General features: G+C 67.1%; 16 protein-coding genes and 1 tRNA gene. 6 read left to right on the top strand and 11 right to left on the bottom strand.

Features of this window, described 5'->3' with window-relative positions:
- Positions 1–57: 57 nt before the first annotated feature.
- Together DVH23_RS01345 and DVH23_RS01340 are read right to left on the bottom strand one after the other, a co-directional pair.
- A complete protein-coding gene (locus DVH23_RS01345; RefSeq protein ID WP_114575634.1) occupies positions 58–2,316 on the bottom strand; it encodes a CDC48 family AAA ATPase in 2,259 nt (752 codons plus the stop codon).
- The gene (locus DVH23_RS01340; protein WP_114575633.1) at positions 2,313–2,561 is read right to left on the bottom strand and encodes an Hsp20/alpha crystallin family protein; all 249 of its coding nucleotides are present in this window, start codon (positions 2,559–2,561) and stop codon (positions 2,313–2,315) included. The genes DVH23_RS01345 and DVH23_RS01340 overlap by 4 nt, the downstream gene beginning before the upstream one ends.
- A gap of 376 nt (positions 2,562–2,937) precedes the next feature.
- Here DVH23_RS01340 and DVH23_RS01335 point away from each other — a divergent pair, with 376 nt between their 5' ends.
- Entirely contained in the window at positions 2,938–3,744 is an 807-nt protein-coding gene (locus tag DVH23_RS01335; protein ID WP_114575632.1) for a hypothetical protein, read from the top strand.
- Between the two features lie 205 nt (positions 3,745–3,949).
- Here the strand turns inward: DVH23_RS01335 and DVH23_RS01330 are convergent.
- Positions 3,950–4,024 (bottom strand) — tRNA-Val (locus tag DVH23_RS01330).
- A 137-nt stretch (positions 4,025–4,161) separates the two neighbouring features.
- On the opposite strand from DVH23_RS01330, the gene DVH23_RS01325 reads away from it, so the two are divergent.
- Positions 4,162–5,505 (top strand): RimK family alpha-L-glutamate ligase, encoded by a 1,344-nt coding sequence (locus tag DVH23_RS01325; RefSeq protein WP_114575631.1) that lies wholly within the window; start codon positions 4,162–4,164, stop codon positions 5,503–5,505.
- A 1-nt stretch (position 5,506) separates the two neighbouring features.
- Here the strand turns inward: DVH23_RS01325 and DVH23_RS01320 are convergent, their stop codons facing one another.
- The 4 genes from DVH23_RS01320 to DVH23_RS01305 all read right to left on the bottom strand — a co-directional run bounded on the left by DVH23_RS01320 (position 5,507) and on the right by DVH23_RS01305 (position 9,214).
- Positions 5,507–6,100 (bottom strand): DNA-3-methyladenine glycosylase, encoded by a 594-nt coding sequence (locus DVH23_RS01320; protein ID WP_114575630.1) that lies wholly within the window; start codon positions 6,098–6,100, stop codon positions 5,507–5,509.
- 52 nt (positions 6,101–6,152) lie between these two features.
- Entirely contained in the window at positions 6,153–7,376 is a 1,224-nt protein-coding gene (locus tag DVH23_RS01315; RefSeq protein WP_114575629.1) for an MFS transporter, read from the bottom strand.
- A gap of 69 nt (positions 7,377–7,445) precedes the next feature.
- Positions 7,446–8,558, bottom strand: coding sequence for a biotin synthase BioB (bioB, locus tag DVH23_RS01310; RefSeq protein ID WP_114575886.1), 1,113 nt, complete (start codon positions 8,556–8,558; stop codon positions 7,446–7,448).
- Between the two features lie 53 nt (positions 8,559–8,611).
- The gene (locus tag DVH23_RS01305; RefSeq protein ID WP_114575628.1) at positions 8,612–9,214 is read right to left on the bottom strand and encodes a class I SAM-dependent methyltransferase; all 603 of its coding nucleotides are present in this window, start codon (positions 9,212–9,214) and stop codon (positions 8,612–8,614) included.
- A gap of 153 nt (positions 9,215–9,367) precedes the next feature.
- On the opposite strand from DVH23_RS01305, the gene DVH23_RS01300 reads away from it, so the two are divergent.
- Together DVH23_RS01300 and DVH23_RS01295 are read left to right on the top strand one after the other, a co-directional pair.
- The gene (locus DVH23_RS01300; protein WP_114575627.1) at positions 9,368–9,826 is read left to right on the top strand and encodes a universal stress protein; all 459 of its coding nucleotides are present in this window, start codon (positions 9,368–9,370) and stop codon (positions 9,824–9,826) included.
- 129 nt (positions 9,827–9,955) lie between these two features.
- Positions 9,956–11,314, top strand: coding sequence for an aspartate aminotransferase family protein (locus DVH23_RS01295; protein ID WP_114575626.1), 1,359 nt, complete (start codon positions 9,956–9,958; stop codon positions 11,312–11,314).
- 13 nt (positions 11,315–11,327) lie between these two features.
- Here DVH23_RS01295 and DVH23_RS01290 read toward each other — a convergent pair whose 3' ends face one another.
- The 4 genes from DVH23_RS01290 to DVH23_RS01275 form a co-directional block, all read right to left on the bottom strand.
- Positions 11,328–11,729, bottom strand: coding sequence for a pyridoxamine 5'-phosphate oxidase family protein (locus DVH23_RS01290; RefSeq protein WP_114575625.1), 402 nt, complete (start codon positions 11,727–11,729; stop codon positions 11,328–11,330).
- Positions 11,730–11,811: 82 nt separating this feature from the next.
- Positions 11,812–12,150 carry a hypothetical protein gene (locus DVH23_RS01285; RefSeq protein WP_114575624.1) on the bottom strand — a complete coding sequence of 113 codons (339 nt, stop codon included), beginning with the start codon at positions 12,148–12,150 and terminating at the stop codon, positions 11,812–11,814.
- Between the two features lie 99 nt (positions 12,151–12,249).
- Entirely contained in the window at positions 12,250–13,113 is an 864-nt protein-coding gene (locus DVH23_RS01280; RefSeq protein ID WP_114575623.1) for a 2-oxoacid:ferredoxin oxidoreductase subunit beta, read from the bottom strand.
- Complete coding sequence (locus DVH23_RS01275; RefSeq protein WP_114575622.1) at positions 13,110–14,858, bottom strand: 2-oxoacid:acceptor oxidoreductase subunit alpha; 1,749 nt, start codon at positions 14,856–14,858, stop codon at positions 13,110–13,112. Before DVH23_RS01275 ends, DVH23_RS01280 begins: the two co-directional genes overlap by 4 nt.
- A gap of 200 nt (positions 14,859–15,058) precedes the next feature.
- Here DVH23_RS01275 and DVH23_RS01270 point away from each other — a divergent pair, with 200 nt between their 5' ends.
- Together DVH23_RS01270 and DVH23_RS01265 are read left to right on the top strand one after the other, a co-directional pair.
- Positions 15,059–16,222, top strand: coding sequence for an AI-2E family transporter (locus tag DVH23_RS01270; RefSeq protein WP_114575621.1), 1,164 nt, complete (start codon positions 15,059–15,061; stop codon positions 16,220–16,222).
- Between the two features lie 47 nt (positions 16,223–16,269).
- Positions 16,270–16,917 (top strand): ferredoxin--NADP reductase, encoded by a 648-nt coding sequence (locus tag DVH23_RS01265; RefSeq protein WP_114575620.1) that lies wholly within the window; start codon positions 16,270–16,272, stop codon positions 16,915–16,917.
- Positions 16,918–17,086 lie beyond the last annotated feature (169 nt).

Below are 17,086 nucleotides of genomic sequence, written 5' to 3'. Positions count from 1 at the left end.
GACTTTGACAAACGGTTCGAGTGAGCGAACGCGAACGAGGACCCCAGTAAAACGGTCCTACTGGAAGGTCCGGCCGAGCTGGTCCTCCTCGGCGGGTTCGGCCTGCTGGAAGCTGTCCTCGATCTCGTCGTAGCGCTCGCGGGTCTCCTCGGTGACGCTCGCCTGGACCTCGCCGAGGGCGTGCTCGAAGTGCTCGCGGTTGACCCGGACGTTACCGACCGCGTCGGTCATCTCCTCGGGGGCGACCGAGCGGATGAACTCCCGGGTCGCGGCCATCGAGGCCTCCCGGCAGACCGCCTCGATGTCGGCGCCGACGTACCCCGCCGTGCGCGAGGCGAGTTCCTCGAGGTCGACGTCGTCGGCGAGGGGCTTGTTCCGGGTGTGGACCTCGAAGATCCGTTTGCGACCCTCCTCGTCGGGCACGGGGACGTGGACGTGGCGATCCAGCCGTCCGGGCCGGAGCAGGGCGGGGTCGATCAGGTCGGGCCGGTTGGTCGTCGCGACCACGACGACGTCCTCTAACTCCTCCAGCCCGTCGAGTTCGGTCAGCAGCTGGGAGACGACGCGCTCGCCGACCCCCGAGTCGCCCGTGCGCTGGCCGCGTTCGGTCGCGATCGAGTCGATCTCGTCGAAGAAGATCACGGTCGGGGCGTTAGACCGAGCCTTCTCGAAGACCTCCCGGACCCCTTTCTCGGACTCGCCGACGAACTTGTTGAGCAGCTCGGGACCCTTGATCGAGATGAAGTTCGAGTCGGCCTCGTTGGCGACGGCCTTCGCGAGCAGGGTCTTGCCCGTACCCGGTGGGCCGAACATCATCACGCCCTTTGCGGCCTGCATGTCCATCGACTCGAAGACCTCGGGGTAGTCCAGCGGCCACTGGATCGTCTCGCGAAGCCGTTCTTTGGTGTCGTCCAGGCCGCCGACGTCGTTCCAGGTGACGTCGGGGACCTCGACGAAGACCTCGCGGAGCGCCGAGGGCTCGATCCCCTTCAGCGCCTCCTTGAAATCCGCCTCGGTGACTCGGAGGTTCTCTAGGACGTCGGCGTCGATCTCTTCGCTCTCGAGGTCGAGATCCGGACGGATCCGCCGGAGGGCGTTCATCGCGCCCTCCTTCGCGAGGCTCGCCAGGTCGGCACCGACGAACCCGTGGGTGTTCTCGGCGTACTGGTCGAGATCCACGGAATCCGAGAGGGGCATTCCGCGGGTGTGGACCTGCAGGATCTCTTTTCTCCCGTCTTTGTCCGGGACGCCGATCTCGATCTCGCGGTCGAAGCGGCCGCCCCGCCGGAGTGCGGGGTCGATCGCGTCCACGCGGTTGGTCGCGGCGATGACGGTGACCCGGCCGCGCTCCTCCAGGCCGTCCATCAGGCTGAGGAGCTGGGCGACCACGCGGCGCTCGACGTCGCCGCCGGCCTCTTCGCGTTTGGCGGCGATCGAGTCGATCTCGTCGATGAAGACGATCGCGGGCGAGTTCTCTTCTGCCTCCTCGAACACCTCCCGCAACTGCTCTTCGCTCTCGCCGTAGTACTTCGACATGATCTCGGGGCCGGAGATCGTCTCGAAGTGGGCGTCGATCTCGTTTGCGACGGCCTTGGCCATCAGGGTCTTCCCGGTGCCCGGCGGGCCGTGGAGCAGGACGCCCTTGGGCGGTTCGATGCCGAGCTGCTGGAACAGCTCGGGGTGGCGCATCGGGAGCTCGATCATCTCGCGGACCTGATCGAGCTCGCTATCGAGCCCGCCGATGTCCTCGTAGGTGACGTCCGGGGCGCCCTGGCCGGAGGCTCCGCCCGACGAGATCTGCTCGGCGGGGGTCTCGGAAATCTCGATGCTCGTCGAGTCGGTGATCACGATCGTCCCCGAGGGGGAGGTGCTCGCGATCTTCAGGGGCACCGACTGGCCGGAGCTGGCCATCGGGCCAAAGGAAAGCGAGAACGGCACGGTCTGGCCCTCGGTGACCGCCTGCCCCGAGAGCTTGTCACGGACGAGGGGACCGATGTCCCCCCGAATCCGGAGGTTCTGTGGGAGCGCGACGGTGACCGACTCGGCGGGCTTGACGTCTGCGGCCTCGACCTCGACGCGGTCGTCGATGCCGACGTTGGCCTCCTGGCGAAGCCGCCCGTCGATCCGGACGACGCCCCGGCCCTCGTCCTCGGGGTAGCCGGGCCAGACGCGGGCGACGGTCTGGCCGTCGCCGTTGCCCGAGAGGACGATGTAGTCGCCGTTCTCGAGCTCTAGCTCGCGCATCGAGGCGCGGTCGATCGCGGCGAGTCCGCGGCCGGCGTCCTTCTGTTTGAGGGGTTTGACGGTGAGTTTCATCGGTCTTCCTCCAGTTCGATGGTGAGGACGCCGTTTTTCATAAACGCTTGCGCGTCGCCTGCATCCTCGGGGAGGTCGAACTCCCGCTGGTCGTCGCCGGTGACGACGATCACGGTGCCGTCTGCGATATCGACCGTGGTTTCGCCCCCTGCGGGGCCGAAGTCGATCGCGTAGACGTCGCTATCGTCGTACTCGTACTGCCTGACCATCTGCCCGTCGTCGCGGGCGAGTTGCTGGATGTTCATCTTCGACTAACCCAAGGTAAGCTAGCAAACTATTTAAACCTTTCGCCAGTGAATCGGGCGACTGCGGCGGATTGAGGGAAATGATGGTTGATCATGGTTCGGGCACGAAATCGCCGCCCGATTCGCTTCTGAACGGCCGCGCGTCGCTCGCTGCTCGGGCCGGGGAGAAACGGACCGACGACGCTTGACCTCGAGTCTGAATTCGAACGTACTCTGTCGAGAGAAAGTAATCACTGTGGACGATGGGAGAGGAGGCCCGTGGTCGGTAAGTGGTGGATACATGACTGACTCAAGCAACAACTCGCAACGGTAGATAAATCGTCAAGTAGGTTGTTATTGCTGAAAGTTTTAACTGTTTGGCGGGTACTGATTAAGTATGGCTCTACAGGAAGAAATTAAAGAATATCTGAATGAATCGGAATCTCATCTGGACAAAATTGGGGATGATATCGAGGACTTCTTTTCGGAACTTGAGACCGAGGAAAATGCGTTCTCCGAAGAGATGGAGTCCGAAGCATTCTCAACTTACGAATGGGCTCCACGAACGGAGGTGAGTTCCGCCCAGAGAGACGCTCGAGATAAGTACGAACAGTGGTACAACGCTGTCGAACCTGTAGTGTATGACTATCTACCACGGAGGTACGAGGAATTTGATGAGATGCATGAAAAAACCCTCAATTATCTAAATCTTGAGTCTGGATTCACGGAATCTGCTCCAGAGACACCTATGGAGCGGGCAGTTGATATAGTCAATTTAATAGATGGGCAAAAGAGCATCGTAATGGCAGCCCCGAATCGTGTCGCTGCAAAGCAATTCAACGCACGAAAGGACATTTCTGCTGATGTCGAGGCTGACGAGTTGTTGCGGGCAAGGGAGTTATATGAGGATGGCTTAGTTCGTGAAGGTGGTGTAATCGCTGGTGTGGCGCTTGAGAGACATCTGATGACCGTATGTGAAACATCCGATAGAGAGGTCGATTATGACCCCTCACACAGTATTGGGCGTCTGGCGCAGTCCTTATACGAGGCTGACGTGATTTTGAACTCGCCCATGAAGCGGTTGAAGTATTTAGGAGGAATTCGCGGAGACTGTGCCCATCCGGAGCACGAACCGAACTCAGAAGATGTCGAGCGGTTACTCAATGGCGCAGAGGAGTTCATTAGAAACGGATTCGAGGGTTAGACCAGTGACACACCTCTGCCAAGTCATCACTGGGACGTGGGCGAGAACTATGATTCAGGTGCGTCTCAATGCAGTTGAACCGGCATGCATGAATGCCGTGAGGTTGGTGCTGGTGAGATACTTCCGCTAATGAAACACAGAGACCAGCAAAAACTTGCGACAAAGTTGACGCTGTCCCCTCCTTCACGTTCGTCAGTATTCCGAGTGGGTTGGGGCAGATTCGAACTGCCGACTTCCTCCGTGTGAAGGAGGTATCATAACCGGACTAGATCACCAACCCGCACCCGGGCGTAACCGTCGCCCGGACTTAAACGTTCTTCCTCGCGATCCCGACCGTTTCGAACGGGAGGTGGGTGCTCGCGTGCGTCGGCGATCGCTCGGGCAATGCTTTTCAGATACCCCAGCAATTCCTATACGATGAGTAGCGACGAGCGCGTCCGTGTCGGCGTGTTGAGCCTCCATACGAGCAAGGAGACGAAGGCGATCTGTAACGCCGTCGAGGATCTAGGACATCGTGCGGAGTGGCTCCGGGCCGAGAACACCACCGTCCGAATCGGCGAGGGGGGCGTCGCCCTCGAGCCCGAGGTGGACGTGATCGCAAACCGGATGTTGCTCTCGAACACCGACCAGCCCTGCGAGGAACTCGGGCTGGCGAACACCTTCGCACAGCTCGTGCCCATGCTCAACGAGCCGACGGCGACGCTGACGGCCTTCCACAAGCTCTCGACGGCCGCGGCGCTCTCGAACGCCGAAGTCCGGGTCCCCGACGTCCTGCTGGCGCTTTCCGGCGACCGGCTCAACGCCGCTCGCGGCGAGTTCGGCGAGGAAGCCGTCTACAAGACCGCGATCGGGACCCACGGCGGCGGTACCTGGAAGGTCGGCCCCGGCGAGGGGGTAAACGCCACCGTCGGCAACCGTTACGCCTTCCTCCAGGAGCTGATCGAGCGCGACGACGAGCGCCACCGCGACGTCCGGGTCTACGTCGTCGGCGGCGAGATCGTCGCCGCGATGTACCGCTACGCGCCCGACAACGACTGGCGGACGAACGTCGCCCTCGGGGGCAGCGTCGAGGACGCCACCGCCGATCTCCCCGAGGAGGCCCGCGAGATGGCCCGCCGCTCCGCCGAGGTCGTCGGACTGGACTACGCCGGCGTCGATCTCGTCGAGGGCGAGGAGGGCTGGTTCGTCCTCGAGGTCAACCCGACGGCGGGGTTCAAGGGGCTCCACGAGGCGACGGGGATCAGTCCGGCACCCCACATCGCTCGCCTCGCGATCGAGCGCGGCGGCGGCAGCGTCGACGACGACCGGGTCGAGGACCTCGCGGCGACGCTCGACGACTCGACCCCGCGGGCGATGCCCGTGCCGCTCCCGACCGAGGAGGGCGAACCGTCGGTCATCGGCTACACCGAGGAGGTCGTCCTCTCGGGGACCAGTGGCTCCTCGACGGTGTACGCGAAGTCCGACACCGGCGCGACCCGGACGAGCATCGACACCCAGCTCGCCGCCGACATCGGCGCCGGCCCGATCAAGTCGATCACGCGCGTGCGCTCGGGGAGCCAGAAGACCGCAAAGAGCCGCCCGGTCGTCGACGTCGTCGTCGGCGTCGGCGGCACCCAACACACCGTCACCGCGAGCGTCGAGGACCGAAGCCACATGGACTACCCCGTCATCCTCGGCCGGGACATCCTCAAACACTACCGGGTGGACGTCGGCCGGCGGGTCGATGCGGACGTCGAGGACACGCCCGAAGAAGAGGAGTAGCTCACCCCTCCGACTCGTACTCCGCCCAGATGTACCGGGTCGCGACCGACCGGTAGGGACGCCAACCCTCGGCGATCTCGCGCATCTCCCCGCGGGTCAGCTCCTCGCCGTCGCCGTACAACTGCTCGATCCCCCGCCGGACCGCGAGGTCGCCGAGAGGCAGGACGTCCTCGCGCTCGAGGACGAACAGGAGGTACATTCTGGCCGTCCACTCCCCGATCCCCTTGATCTCGGTCAGGCGCGTGACGACCTCCTCCTCGGGGACCCCGGCGAGTCCCTCTCGCGAGAAGTCCTCCCGTTCGAAGGCCCTGGCGGCGTTTCGCACGTATTCCACTTTCATCCGGGAGAGCCCCGCCTCCCGGAGCTCCGTCTCGTCGGCCGCGAGCACGGTCTCGGGGGTGACCTCGCCGTCGAGAACCTCGAAGACGCGTTCCCTGACGGCGGCCGCGCTGGCCGTCGAGAGCTGCTGGTTGATGATCGAGATCGAGAGGCGCTCGTACTCGCTCCAGTCGGGTTCGCCGTAGGGATCGTGATCGTCGATGAGCCCCGCCATCACGGGGTCGGTCCGGAGGACGGCTTCGGCTTCCTCTCTCATGCGTCGGTGATCGAAAGGACCTCGAGAGCAAAGGTCTCCCGGTCGCCGACCGCTACGAGCGGTCGCCGATCGCGAGCAGGGCGGCACAGATGGCGGTCGCGACCGCCACCGAGCCCGCGAGCAGCCAGAACGCCGGCCGGAAGCCGACGGTTTCCGAGAGGTAGCCGACGGTGACCGGGGAAACCGCGCCGGCGGCCATCAACAGCGTCCGGACGACCCCCAGGCTCCCGCCGGCGATCGAGTCGGGAAACGACGAGATCAGGAACGAGCCCCGAACGGGCCGGAAGCCGTGCGAGCCGATCCCGAAGGCGACGACCGCGGCCCCCAGCGCGAGGAGGTTCCCGGTCGGCGTCAGCGCCACCAGCGAGACCAGCCCGACGGTCGCGACCCCGAGGGCCGCGACGATGACGGGCAGGGTCCCGACCCGGTCGCCGACCTCGCCGGTCGCGAGCTGGACGAGCGAGAGCGCAAAGAGGAGGCTGTAGAGGCCGCTGGCGGCCGCCGAGGAGAGGCCCGCCTCCTGGGAGAGATAGAGCGGGACGAACGCGACCGCGCCGTTGTAGGCAAACGAGAACGCCAGCGTGGCGACGACGAAGGCGGCAAAGCGAGGCGCTGCGAACACCGCGAGGTACTGCCGGAGAGCGACGCCTCCGTCGCTCCCGCCTGCGGCCCCGGCGTCGGGGAGCCGCTCGGGTACCCGCCGGAGGAAGGCCGCGGCCAGCGCGACCCCGGTGACTCCCGCGGCGAGAAAGAGCGTCCGCCAGCCCGGGGAGAGCAGCGGGACGCTCGCGACGGCGACGACCGCGGCGGGCGCGGCGACCCCTCCGAAGGTCCCGATGGTGTCGAGGACGCCCAGCGCGCGGCCGGTCCGGGCGGGGTAGGCCCGCGAGAGCAGCCGGATCGCGACGGTCTTGTGGGCGCCGGTCCCGGCACCGATGACGACCATCGCGGCGACGAGGGCGAGGAAGGGGGGCTCGAGCGCGACCCCGAAGGCGCCGGCGGCCGCGAGCAGGGCGCCGCCGACGATCACCGTCACCGAGCCCAGCCGGTCAGCGAGGAGCCCCGAGGGGAACTGCAGGAGGGCGTAGACGACCATGAACGCGGTGAAGGCGGCGCCGACGGCGGTGTTCGAGACGCCGTAACTCGCCTGGAGGGGCTCGAACAGCGGCGGGAACGCGTATCGGAGGAACTTCGCGAGAAACCAGATCAGCGCCGTCAACACGAGCGCGTCGAACCGGCCGAGCCCGCGGAGCCGCGCCGCCGTGGTGGATCCCATCGCCGTTCGTATCGGTCCCGCCCGCGACCGAGTATCCTGCGATTCGGCGCCGCCTCCCGGGGGGACGAGTCAGCCGTCGGTCGTGGTTCCCGTCGCCGTCCCTGCCGTCCCGGCTCCACCGCCATCCCCGCCGGCGCGTGCTTTCACGTCCTCGGGATCGAACTCGTTCGCGTCGGTGTTGGGCTTGAGGCCCGCCCGCTCGATGACCGCGATGTCCTCGCCGGCCGACTGGCCCTCCGTGGTGAGGTAGTCGCCGGTGAGGATGCCGTCGGCGCCGGCCTCGAACGGGAGGTGCTGTTCGTCGGGCGCGAGGTTCGCCTCCCGGCCACCGGTCAGGCGGACCCGCGCGTGGGGGTGGAGCAGCCGGTAGACCGCGATCGTCCGGATCAGTTCCCGGGTCGTGATCGCCGCCGACTCCCCCATCTCATCGCCCAGCGGGGTCCCCGCCACCGGGTTGAGGACGTTCACCGGCAGCGAGGAGATTCCGACCTCCTGGAGCGCAATGGCGGCGTCGATCCGGTCGGCCGGGCTCTCGCCCATCCCGAGGATGATGCCGGCACAGAGGTCCATCCCCGCCTCCTTTGCGACCTCCAGGGTCTCCACCCGATCGTCGAACTCGTGCGTGGAGACGATCTCGGGGAAGTACCGCGGCGAGGTCTCGATGTTGTGGTTGTAGTGGTTGATCCCCTCGTCGGCGAGGATCGCGGCCTCCTCGCGGGTGAGGATCCCGAGGCTGGCGTCGACCTCGACCGCCGTCTCCTCGCGGACCAGCCGGATCGCCCGCAGCACACGCTCCCACTCCTCGGGACGCCGTTCCTTCGAGACGCCCTTTTCGGCGACGACGATCCCGAACCGCTGGGCGCCGTCGCGTTCGGCCCGCCGGGCCGCCGCCAGGATCTCCTCGGGCTCGAGGAGATCGTAGCCGTCGACCCCCGCGTCGAAGTGGACCGACTGGGCACAGAACCCACAGTCCTCCGCGCAGTTGCCGGCCTTGGCGTTGACGATGCTGCAGGCGTCGACGGTGCCGTCGCCAAGTCGGGCGCGGACGGCGTCGGCCGCCGCGGCGAGCTCGTCGATCGGCTGGGCCACCAGTGCGATCCCGTCGGTCCGGTCGAGGCGTTCGCCCTCCAGTACCCGCCGGACCGCGCCGTCGATCGTCGGGTTTCCTATTTCGTAAACCACGATGAAAAACTCGTTGACGGGCCTATAGTCGTTGGGGATCGACGCCCGGCCGGCTACGCCCGGGCCTCCGCCCGGACCCACTCGTCGGCGTCGTCGGTCCCGACCGTCTCGACGGCGAATCCGACCGCCAAGAGCAGTTCCTCGAGTTCGGCGGGTCGGTAGAGGACGAACGTCCGGTCGTCGTCCGCGTACGCCGACCCCTCGCAGGTCCCCTCGCCGTGTTTCACCGAGAGGTGGACGGGACCCTCCGGCCGGAGCACCCGGCGGAACTCGGCGAGCGTGGCCCGTGCGTCCGCTTTGGGGACGTGGAGAAAGGAGGCACACGCCCAGATCCCGTCGAAGGTCGCCGCCGGGAACCCGAGCCGGCGCATGTCCATTCGCGCGAACGACGCCTTCCGGGTCTCCTCGCGTGCGAGCTCGAGGAACGCGAGCGTCAGGTCGATCCCGACCGGCTCGTGGCCCGCTTCCCCGAACCGCGCGGTCTCCCAGCCGGGCCCACAGCCCGCGTCGAGGAGCCGTGCCGGCCCATCGGTGGTGTCCTCGATCGCTGCCAGAAACCGCGAAACCAGTTCCTCGACGGCAGAGCGGTCCTCGTTTCGCTTCCGGTACCGGTCGGCGACCGTCTCGTAGGTCGTCCGCGTTCCGGGATCGGTCATAGTTCCCGCTGGTCGAGCAGGCCGAAAACGTTTCTCCCGTCGTTCGTACGGGTGACCGTCAGTGGGGTTCGGCCGACGGGGCCCGTCGAGTCCCTCGCGGATCCGACGACAGCGCGCCACAAGCTTCTAATAGTTCTTCGATCATCGATCGGTATGGACCGACCGCTCGTGGTCACCGATTCGAGTGATAGCGTCGTCGACGTCATCGAGGAGGCCGGGGAGCTCGCGGAGCTCTCGGGGGGCCCGCTTACCGTCCTGACCGTCGTCACCGAAGAGGAGTACCAGAACGATGCCGAGGTGTTGGGCGCCATCGCCGAGATGGAGGACTCGTCCTACAGCGTCGAGCCGGCGACGTACGCCCAGGAGGTCGCTGAGACCGCCATCAACGACCTGCTCGCCGACCGGGACGTCGAGACCGAGGCCGTCGGCCGGTACGTCGACGACGACGGCGACCGCGCCGACGCGATCATCGAGGTCGCCGAGGAGCGCGGCTGTGACTACGTCTTTCTCCTGGGACGCCGGCGGAGCCCGACGGGGAAGGCGATCTTCGGCGACACCGCCCAGGCGGTCATCCTCAATTTCGACGGCTACGTCGTCACGACGGCGCGATAAGTCTTCATCCGGCCCTCCCGGTGATCCACGTACCGCAGGCCCGACCGACGGACGCCGCGGGCTCCGATCCCCGCGCTCGTTTTCCCGTTTGCGAAGATATAGACCGGGCGATATCCCACATAATCGTCCATGGATCTCCCCGCCATCGAGGAACTGCACTTCGAGGACGCACCCGCCGTCGACTCCCCACCGGGTCCCGAATCCCGGCGGCTCGTCCGCAGACAAGCCGAGATCGAGAGCGGCGCCGTCCTCTACCCGACAGACGTCCCGATCGCGTTCGAGAACGGGAAGGGCGCAACGCTGAAAGACGTCGACGGAAACCTCTACCTCGACTTCTTCGCGGGCATCGGCGTCCTGAACGTCGGCCACGCCAACCCCTACGTCACCGAGGCGGCCGTCGAGCAGGCCGAACGCCTCCCCCACACGCTCGACTTCCCGACCCGGACCCGGGTCGAACTGATCGAGACGTTGGACGAGATCGCGCCCGAGGGACTGCGGGGGCGAAACCGGGTGAACTTCGGCGGGCCGACGGGCAGCGACGCCGTCGAGGCGACGATCAAGCTCGCAAAGCGGGTGACGGGAAATGACGGGCTGATCGCCTTCCGGGGTTCGTTCCACGGCGAGACCTCCGGCGCCTACAGCCTCACCGCCGACACGAAGTACAAACGCTCCTACACGCCCCTGCTCCCCGAGGTCGAACACGCCCGGTATCCCTACCCGTTCCGCCAGGACGGCTCGCCCGAGGAGCTGGTCGAACGCGCCCTTGAGGACGTCCAAACCCTCCTGGGCGATCGCTACGGCGGGATGGCCAACCCGGCGGGCGTCTGGGTCGAGCCGATTCAGGGCGAGGGCGGGACCGTCGTCCCGCCCAAGGGCTTCCTTTCCGGAGTCCGGGACCTCTGTGACGAGTACGAGGTCCCGCTGATCGTCGACGAGATCCAGACCGGGATGGGCCGGACCGGCGAGTGGTGGGCGAGCGAGCATTCCGGGGTCACCCCCGACATCATGCCGATGGCGAAGGCGCTGGGAAGCGGCTTTCCCCTCTCGGGGACGATGTACGACGAGGATCTGGATGCGTGGGGCCCCGGCGGCCACACCGGCACCTTCCGTGGGTTCAACCCGGCGATGCGCGCCTCGATCCGCGCGATCGAATACACCCGCCACCACGACCTGCTCGCCCACGCCCGGGAGCTGGGCGAGTTCATCGTGGACCGCCTCGCCGAGTGCGAGGCGGAAAACCCCCACGTCGGCGAGGTCCGCGGGAAGGGGCTGTTCGTCGGGCTCGAACTCGTCACCGACGACGGCGAGCCCGCGCCCGACCTGTTGGAGACGGTCCGGACGACCTGCTACGAGAACGGCGTCCTCGTCTGGGCGGGCGGCCGGGGCGACAACGTGATCCGGCTGCTCCCGCCGCTGGTGATGACGGAGGCCCAGGCCGAGACCGGGATTTCGATCCTGATCGACGCGATCGAGTCGGAGACCGACTGACCTGCGGCGAACGTCAGCCCCAGGAGGCCGACGCCACCTCGACCTTGACGAGGGCCTCCGGAGGCTCCCCGTCCTCCTCCAGGGTAGGCTCGCGGCCGCGATAGCGCTGGAACAGCCGCGTCCGGCCCGCCCACAGCTCCTCCTTGTCGGTGATCACGGTCGCGGTACCGAAGAGGACGACGTGCCACTGCCCTACCCCGTCCTCGGAGCGTTCGATCGACAGCGAGACTCGCGGGTTCGCCCGGACGTTCTCCAACTTCTTCCCGCCGGTGACGAACTCGACGACGCCGTCCTCGTAGCGATACCAGATCGGGGCGACGTGGGGGCGGTCGTCCCGGCTCGTCGCGAGGTGGGCCATCTCCCGACCCGTCGTCAACCACTCCTCGACCTCCTCGGGGACGCTCGTCTCGGTCATCCAGTCGGGAGACGCCGTCGCGGCCGATAAGGGTTGTCTCGAGGAGCGGGGCTCGGCTGTCGGATCGAGCGCACGGAGACGCTCACTCCGCCGCCGGCCGGGCGAACTCGAGGAAGGCGATGACGCCCGCGAGCCAGACGACGAACACCGGGTCGAGGTCGCCTCCCGCAGTCCGCCGGCCGAACGCCAGCGGACTCACCGACAGCGCGAACACGCCGATGCCGTAGGCGACCGTCGCCGCTCGCCCCTCGAAGTCGGGACTCGCCTCGAGCAGCGACCGGTCCGACGCGAGGACGAAGTAGGCGGCCCCCGCGTAGACGAGGCCGACGACCGCCGCCGTTGTCCACTCGACCGCGAACGCGACGAGACCGACGCCGGTCGCGAGACCGGCGAGGGCGGCCACGAGGGGCGTTCGGTTCACGCCTCGACGTGTCGGCGGAACTGAAATAGTCGTTCCGGTTCCGACGCTCTCGAGGGGCGATCGAACAGGAACCGGACGACCGGAACCGGGTTCGGGAGGTCAGTAGAACTCGCGGACGAGGTCCATCCCGTCCTCGGGGGCGCCGTCGGGGATCTCGGACATGTCCTCGGTGACGCCGTGTTGCTCGTGGTAGGGCACCGAGTTCTCGTCCTGGTAGATCACGCCCTGGTACTCCTTTTCGCCGTCGAGGATGACGTCTGCCGCGGCGTCGTAGTCGTTGGGGTCGTGGTCCTCGTCGTCGAGGTCCACCAGGGTGTCCCGGAAGTAGTCGTAGGTGTCGACGTCGTTGAACGTGACGCAGGGCGAGAAGACGTTGACGAAGCCGAAGCCGTCGTGTTCGATCGCCTCCTGGACGATCTGGGCGTGGCGCTGGGCGTCCGAGCTAAAGGACTGGGCGATGAAGGACGCGCCCGAGGAGAGCGCCAGCGCGAGCGGGTTGACCGGGGGCTGTTGGGGACCCTCGGGGGTCGTCGCGGTCTCGAAGTCCGAGCGCGAGGTCGGCGAGGCCTGGCCCTTGGTGAGCCCGTAGATCCGGTTGTCCATCACGACGTAGGACATGTCGACGTTCCGGCGGACGGCGTGGACGAAGTGGCCCGCGCCGATCGAGTAGCCGTCGCCGTCACCGCCGGCGACCATGACCTCGATGTCGGGGCGGGCCATCTTGACGCCCGTGCCGACGGGGAGCGCACGCCCGTGGACGCCGTGGAGCGCGTAGGAGTGCATGTAGGTCCCGATCTTGCCCGAACAGCCGATCCCGGCCACCACGAAGGTGTTGTCGGGGTCGTTGCCGGTGTTGGCAAGGGCTTTCATCATGCCGTTCATCGTCCCGAAGTCACCGCATCCGGGACACCACGTCGGCTGTTTGTCGGACTTGAAGTCGACGAATCGTACGTCTGAGCTCATTGTGCTGGCACCTCCGAGGCGAGTTGGTCGTCGATCTGTGCGGCGAGTTCGTCCGCCTTGAAGCGGACGCCGGTATACTTGTTGATTCGGTCGACGCGGGTAAGGGTGTCGTGTTCGATGACGTCGGCGAACTGGCCGGTCGCGTTACACTCGACGACGATGGTGTTCTCGGCGGCCTCGATCTCGTCGGTGAGGTCGGGCCGCGGGAAGAGGTAGGGTACCGAGAGCACGCGAACGTCCTCGTCCATCAGGTCCAGGGCCTCGACGAGCGCGCCCTCGTTCGATCCCCAGGAGATCACGAGGTTCTCCGAGTCCGGGTCGCCGAACTCGCGGTAGTCCCACTCCTCTTCGTCCCGGGCGGTCTCGATCTTCCGGTTTCGTTTGTCGACCTGCTGGACGCGCTCGCCTTCCTCCTCGGTCCGTCGGCCGAGTTCGTCGTGTTCGAGCCCGGTCGACATGTGGGCACCGTCGACGGTGCCGGGAAGCGCCCGCGGACTGACGCCGTCGTCGGTGTCGGCGTGGGCCCGAAAGCGGCCCTGGTCGTCGAGCCACTCCTGGGCCTCCTCGTCGTCGACGATCTTGCCGCGTTCGATCTCGACGTCGTCCATGTCGAACGCTTCGGGCGGGAACGTCCGTTCGGTCACCGCGAGCGCGAGGTCGGAGACGAGATACACGGGGGTCTGGTACTTCTCGGCGTAGTTGAACGCCTCGACGGTCTTCCAGAAACACTCGGTGATCGTCGTCGGCGCGAGGACGAACCGGGGGACCTCGCCGTGGCCGCCGTAGAGGGTCATGTTGAGGTCGCCCTGTTCTTGCTTGGTGGGCATCCCCGTCGAAGGGCCCGACCGCATCACGTCGGCGATCACGAGCGGCGTCTCGCTGGTGGCGATCAGCCCGAACGTCTCGGCCATCAGATCGATCCCCGGACCGGAGGTCGCGGTCATCGACCGGGCGCCGGCGCGGGCGGCCCCGAGGGCCATGTTGATCGCCGACAGCTCGTCTTCGGCCTGGACGACGTGGCCGCCGTACTCCTCGATCCGGCCCGTCAGGTACTCCATGACGTTCGTCGCGGGGGTGATCGGATAGCCGGCATAGAACCGACAGCCCGCCGCGATCGCGCCCATCCCGATCGCCTCGTCGCCGTTGAGCAGGACGTAGTCGCTGTCGGTGGTCTCCAGATCGTAGCCCAGATCGAGGTCGTCGTAGTTCTCGCGGACGTAGTCGCGACCGAGGCGGGCGGCCTCCTTGTTGTTGTCGACGATCTTCGAGCCCTTGCCGCCGAAGCGCTTCTCGAGGGCCTCATCGAGATACTCGACGTCGAAGCTCGCGAGCTCGCAGGCCGCGCCGAGCGCGACGACGTTTCGCATGATCGCGCCGCCGGCGTCCTCGGCCAGGGACTTCAGCGGGACGTCGACGGCGGTCATCTCTTCGGGGATGTCGGCCTCCCAGGAGCGCTCGCCGTCGTAGATGATCGCGCTGCCGTCGTGGAGTTCGTCGACGTTCTCGTCGATCGTTCGTTGGGTCAGGGCGACGAGAACGTCCAGGCGGTCGACGACGCTCTGGACGTCGTCGACGGCGGTTCGGATCTTGTAGGCCGTGTAGCCCCCCCGGATCCGGGACGCGAAGTCCTTCGACGTGAAGACGTGTCGTCCGGCCCTGGCAAGCGCCTGGGCGAAGATCTTCCCGGTCGAGTCGATGCCGTCCCCGGCCTCGCCGCCGACCGCCCAGTTTAGGTCCTCGGCCATGTTATGGCGGCCCTAACCCTCGGCAAATGAAAAGGCTTCTGAAACCCTTACCGGCCCCGAACGATCGTCTCGGCTACTCATCCCCGAGTAAATTTCCGCTACGGTTTCCCCATCCCGGGTAGCCTTCGCCTCCGCGTCGAGTTCCTGTCGGAGTTCGGACCATCGACGGGATGAAATGACCGCCGTCCGTATCGGGTGCCATGGAAATCGACCGCGAACTCCGGCGACGGATCGGGCTCGGACTCGTCGTCCTCGCGCTCGCGGCCGTCGTCGGCTACATCGTCTGGCGCTTCGTCGCGGCCGTCGTCTTCGCGGTCTTTCTCTACTACGCCGTCCGCCCGATCTACCGCTCGCTCGGGCGCTTCGGGCTCCCCAGGCGCACCCGGGCCGGCCTCGCACTGGTCCTCTTCGGCGTCCCCTTCCTCCTCCTTGTGGGGTACACCCTGATGATCGTCGCCCTCGAGGTGCAGGGGTTCGTCGAGACCTACGATCTCCAGACCCAGCTCGTCGAGCGGGCCATCGAGGAGTTCGGCGTCGCGGGGATCGACCTGAACGAGCTCCAGGAGGCCCTCGCCGGCGCGGGTGCCCAGGCCTCCCTCGGAGTCGCCCTCGTGAGCCTCGGTGGCGCGGTCAGCGCCGTCGGCTCGGCGCTGGTCCAGTTGCTCGTCGTCGTCGTGGTGACCTACTACATGCTGATCGACGGCCCGCGGCTGGTCGCCTGGATCGTGGAGACGTTCGACGAGTCCGGCGCCCTCCGACGATACGCCCGGGCGGTCGATCCGGAGCTGTCGCTGACGCTCTTCGGCAACATCGTCAACGTCTTCGTGACGGCGATCGTCGGCGTCTCGACGTTCTACGCCTACAATTTCTTCGTCCCGCCGACGGTCGAGGTGCCGTTCCCGGCGCTGGTGGGGGCGCTCGCGGGGCTCGGAAGCCTGATCCCCGTCGTCGGGATCAAACTCGTCTACGTCCCCGTCGTCCTCGGGCTGGGGGCGACCGCCGTGCTCTCGGGCGAGCCCGCGCTGCTGGTCCCCGTCGGAATTCTCGCTGCCGTGAGCGCCGTCGTCATCGACTTCATCCCCGACTTCTTCATCCGGGCGCTGGTCAGCGGCGAGCGGACCCACACCGGCCTCCTGATGGTTTCGTACATCGTCGGCCCCGTCGTCTTCGGTTTCTACGGGCTCTTCTTGGTCCCGATCGTGCTCGTGCTCGCGACGAACGCCGCCACGATCCTCCTCCCGTACGTCCTCGGGAGCAGACCCGGGCGACAGTCTCGTCTCGAGGAGTACCCCGACGCCGACCGCGAGGAGACGACGGTCCCGTCCGCCGAGCGGGAGCCGGCGGTGCCCACGGAAGACGAGTAGCCGACCGCATGGGGAACGCCTTTTGCCCTCCCGGGACTCGCCCCGGTATGGAAGGCACCGCGGTCACCGTCGCGGACGTCCACGAGGTCGGCCCCGACACCGTCGCCCTCGAGCTCGAGACTCCCGCGGGGTTCGACGCCGCCCCCGGCCAGTTCGTCCTGTTGCGCGCGGAGGTCGACGGCGAGGAGATCGCCCGCCACTACACCCTCTCCTCGCCCCGGGTGGGCGAAACGTTCGAGATCACGGTCGGGATCGACCCCGACGGCGACCTCTCGCCGTGGCTCGCCTCGCTGTCGGGCGGCGAGACCGTCCACGTCGAGGGCCCCTTCGGCACGATCGCCTACGAGGGCGGCGAGGACGTCGTCGCCGTCGCCGGCGGCCCCGGGATCGGCCCGGCGGTCGCGATCGCCGAAGCCGCCCGCGAGGCCGGCCGGGAGGCCGCGGTCGTCTATCAGTACGACGGCGATCCGGCCCACGGTGACCGTCTCGAGACCCTCACCGAGTTGGGCGCGTCGGTGGCGCTCCTCGAGGGCAGCGAGGGGGGAGACGAAGAGCTCGCCGACCGCGTCGCCGACCACGTCGAGGACGGCCGGTTCTACGTCTTCGGGTTCGAGGCGTTCGTCCGCGGGGTCGCGGACGCGATCGAGGCGGCCGGCGGCGACCCCGACGACGCGGCGATCGAGAACTTCGGCTGAGACGGTCGGAGACGACGATGTACCGCTCGATCGCAGCGCCAGGTTGCGATCGACGGTGCGCTGACTCACGTTCCGACCCTGTGGCTCCGAACGACCCGAATCCGGCGGCTACGTCCGTCAGTCGGCGACCACGAACGAAATGACTGACCCCGCCGGCCCGGAGACGAAA

The organism is Saliphagus sp. LR7, from assembly GCF_003344565.1.
Lineage (GTDB): Archaea > Halobacteriota > Halobacteria > Halobacteriales > Natrialbaceae > Saliphagus > Saliphagus infecundisoli.
The sequence above is the reverse complement of the archived record's forward strand: the minus strand, read 5'-3'. Positions and strand labels throughout refer to the sequence as shown.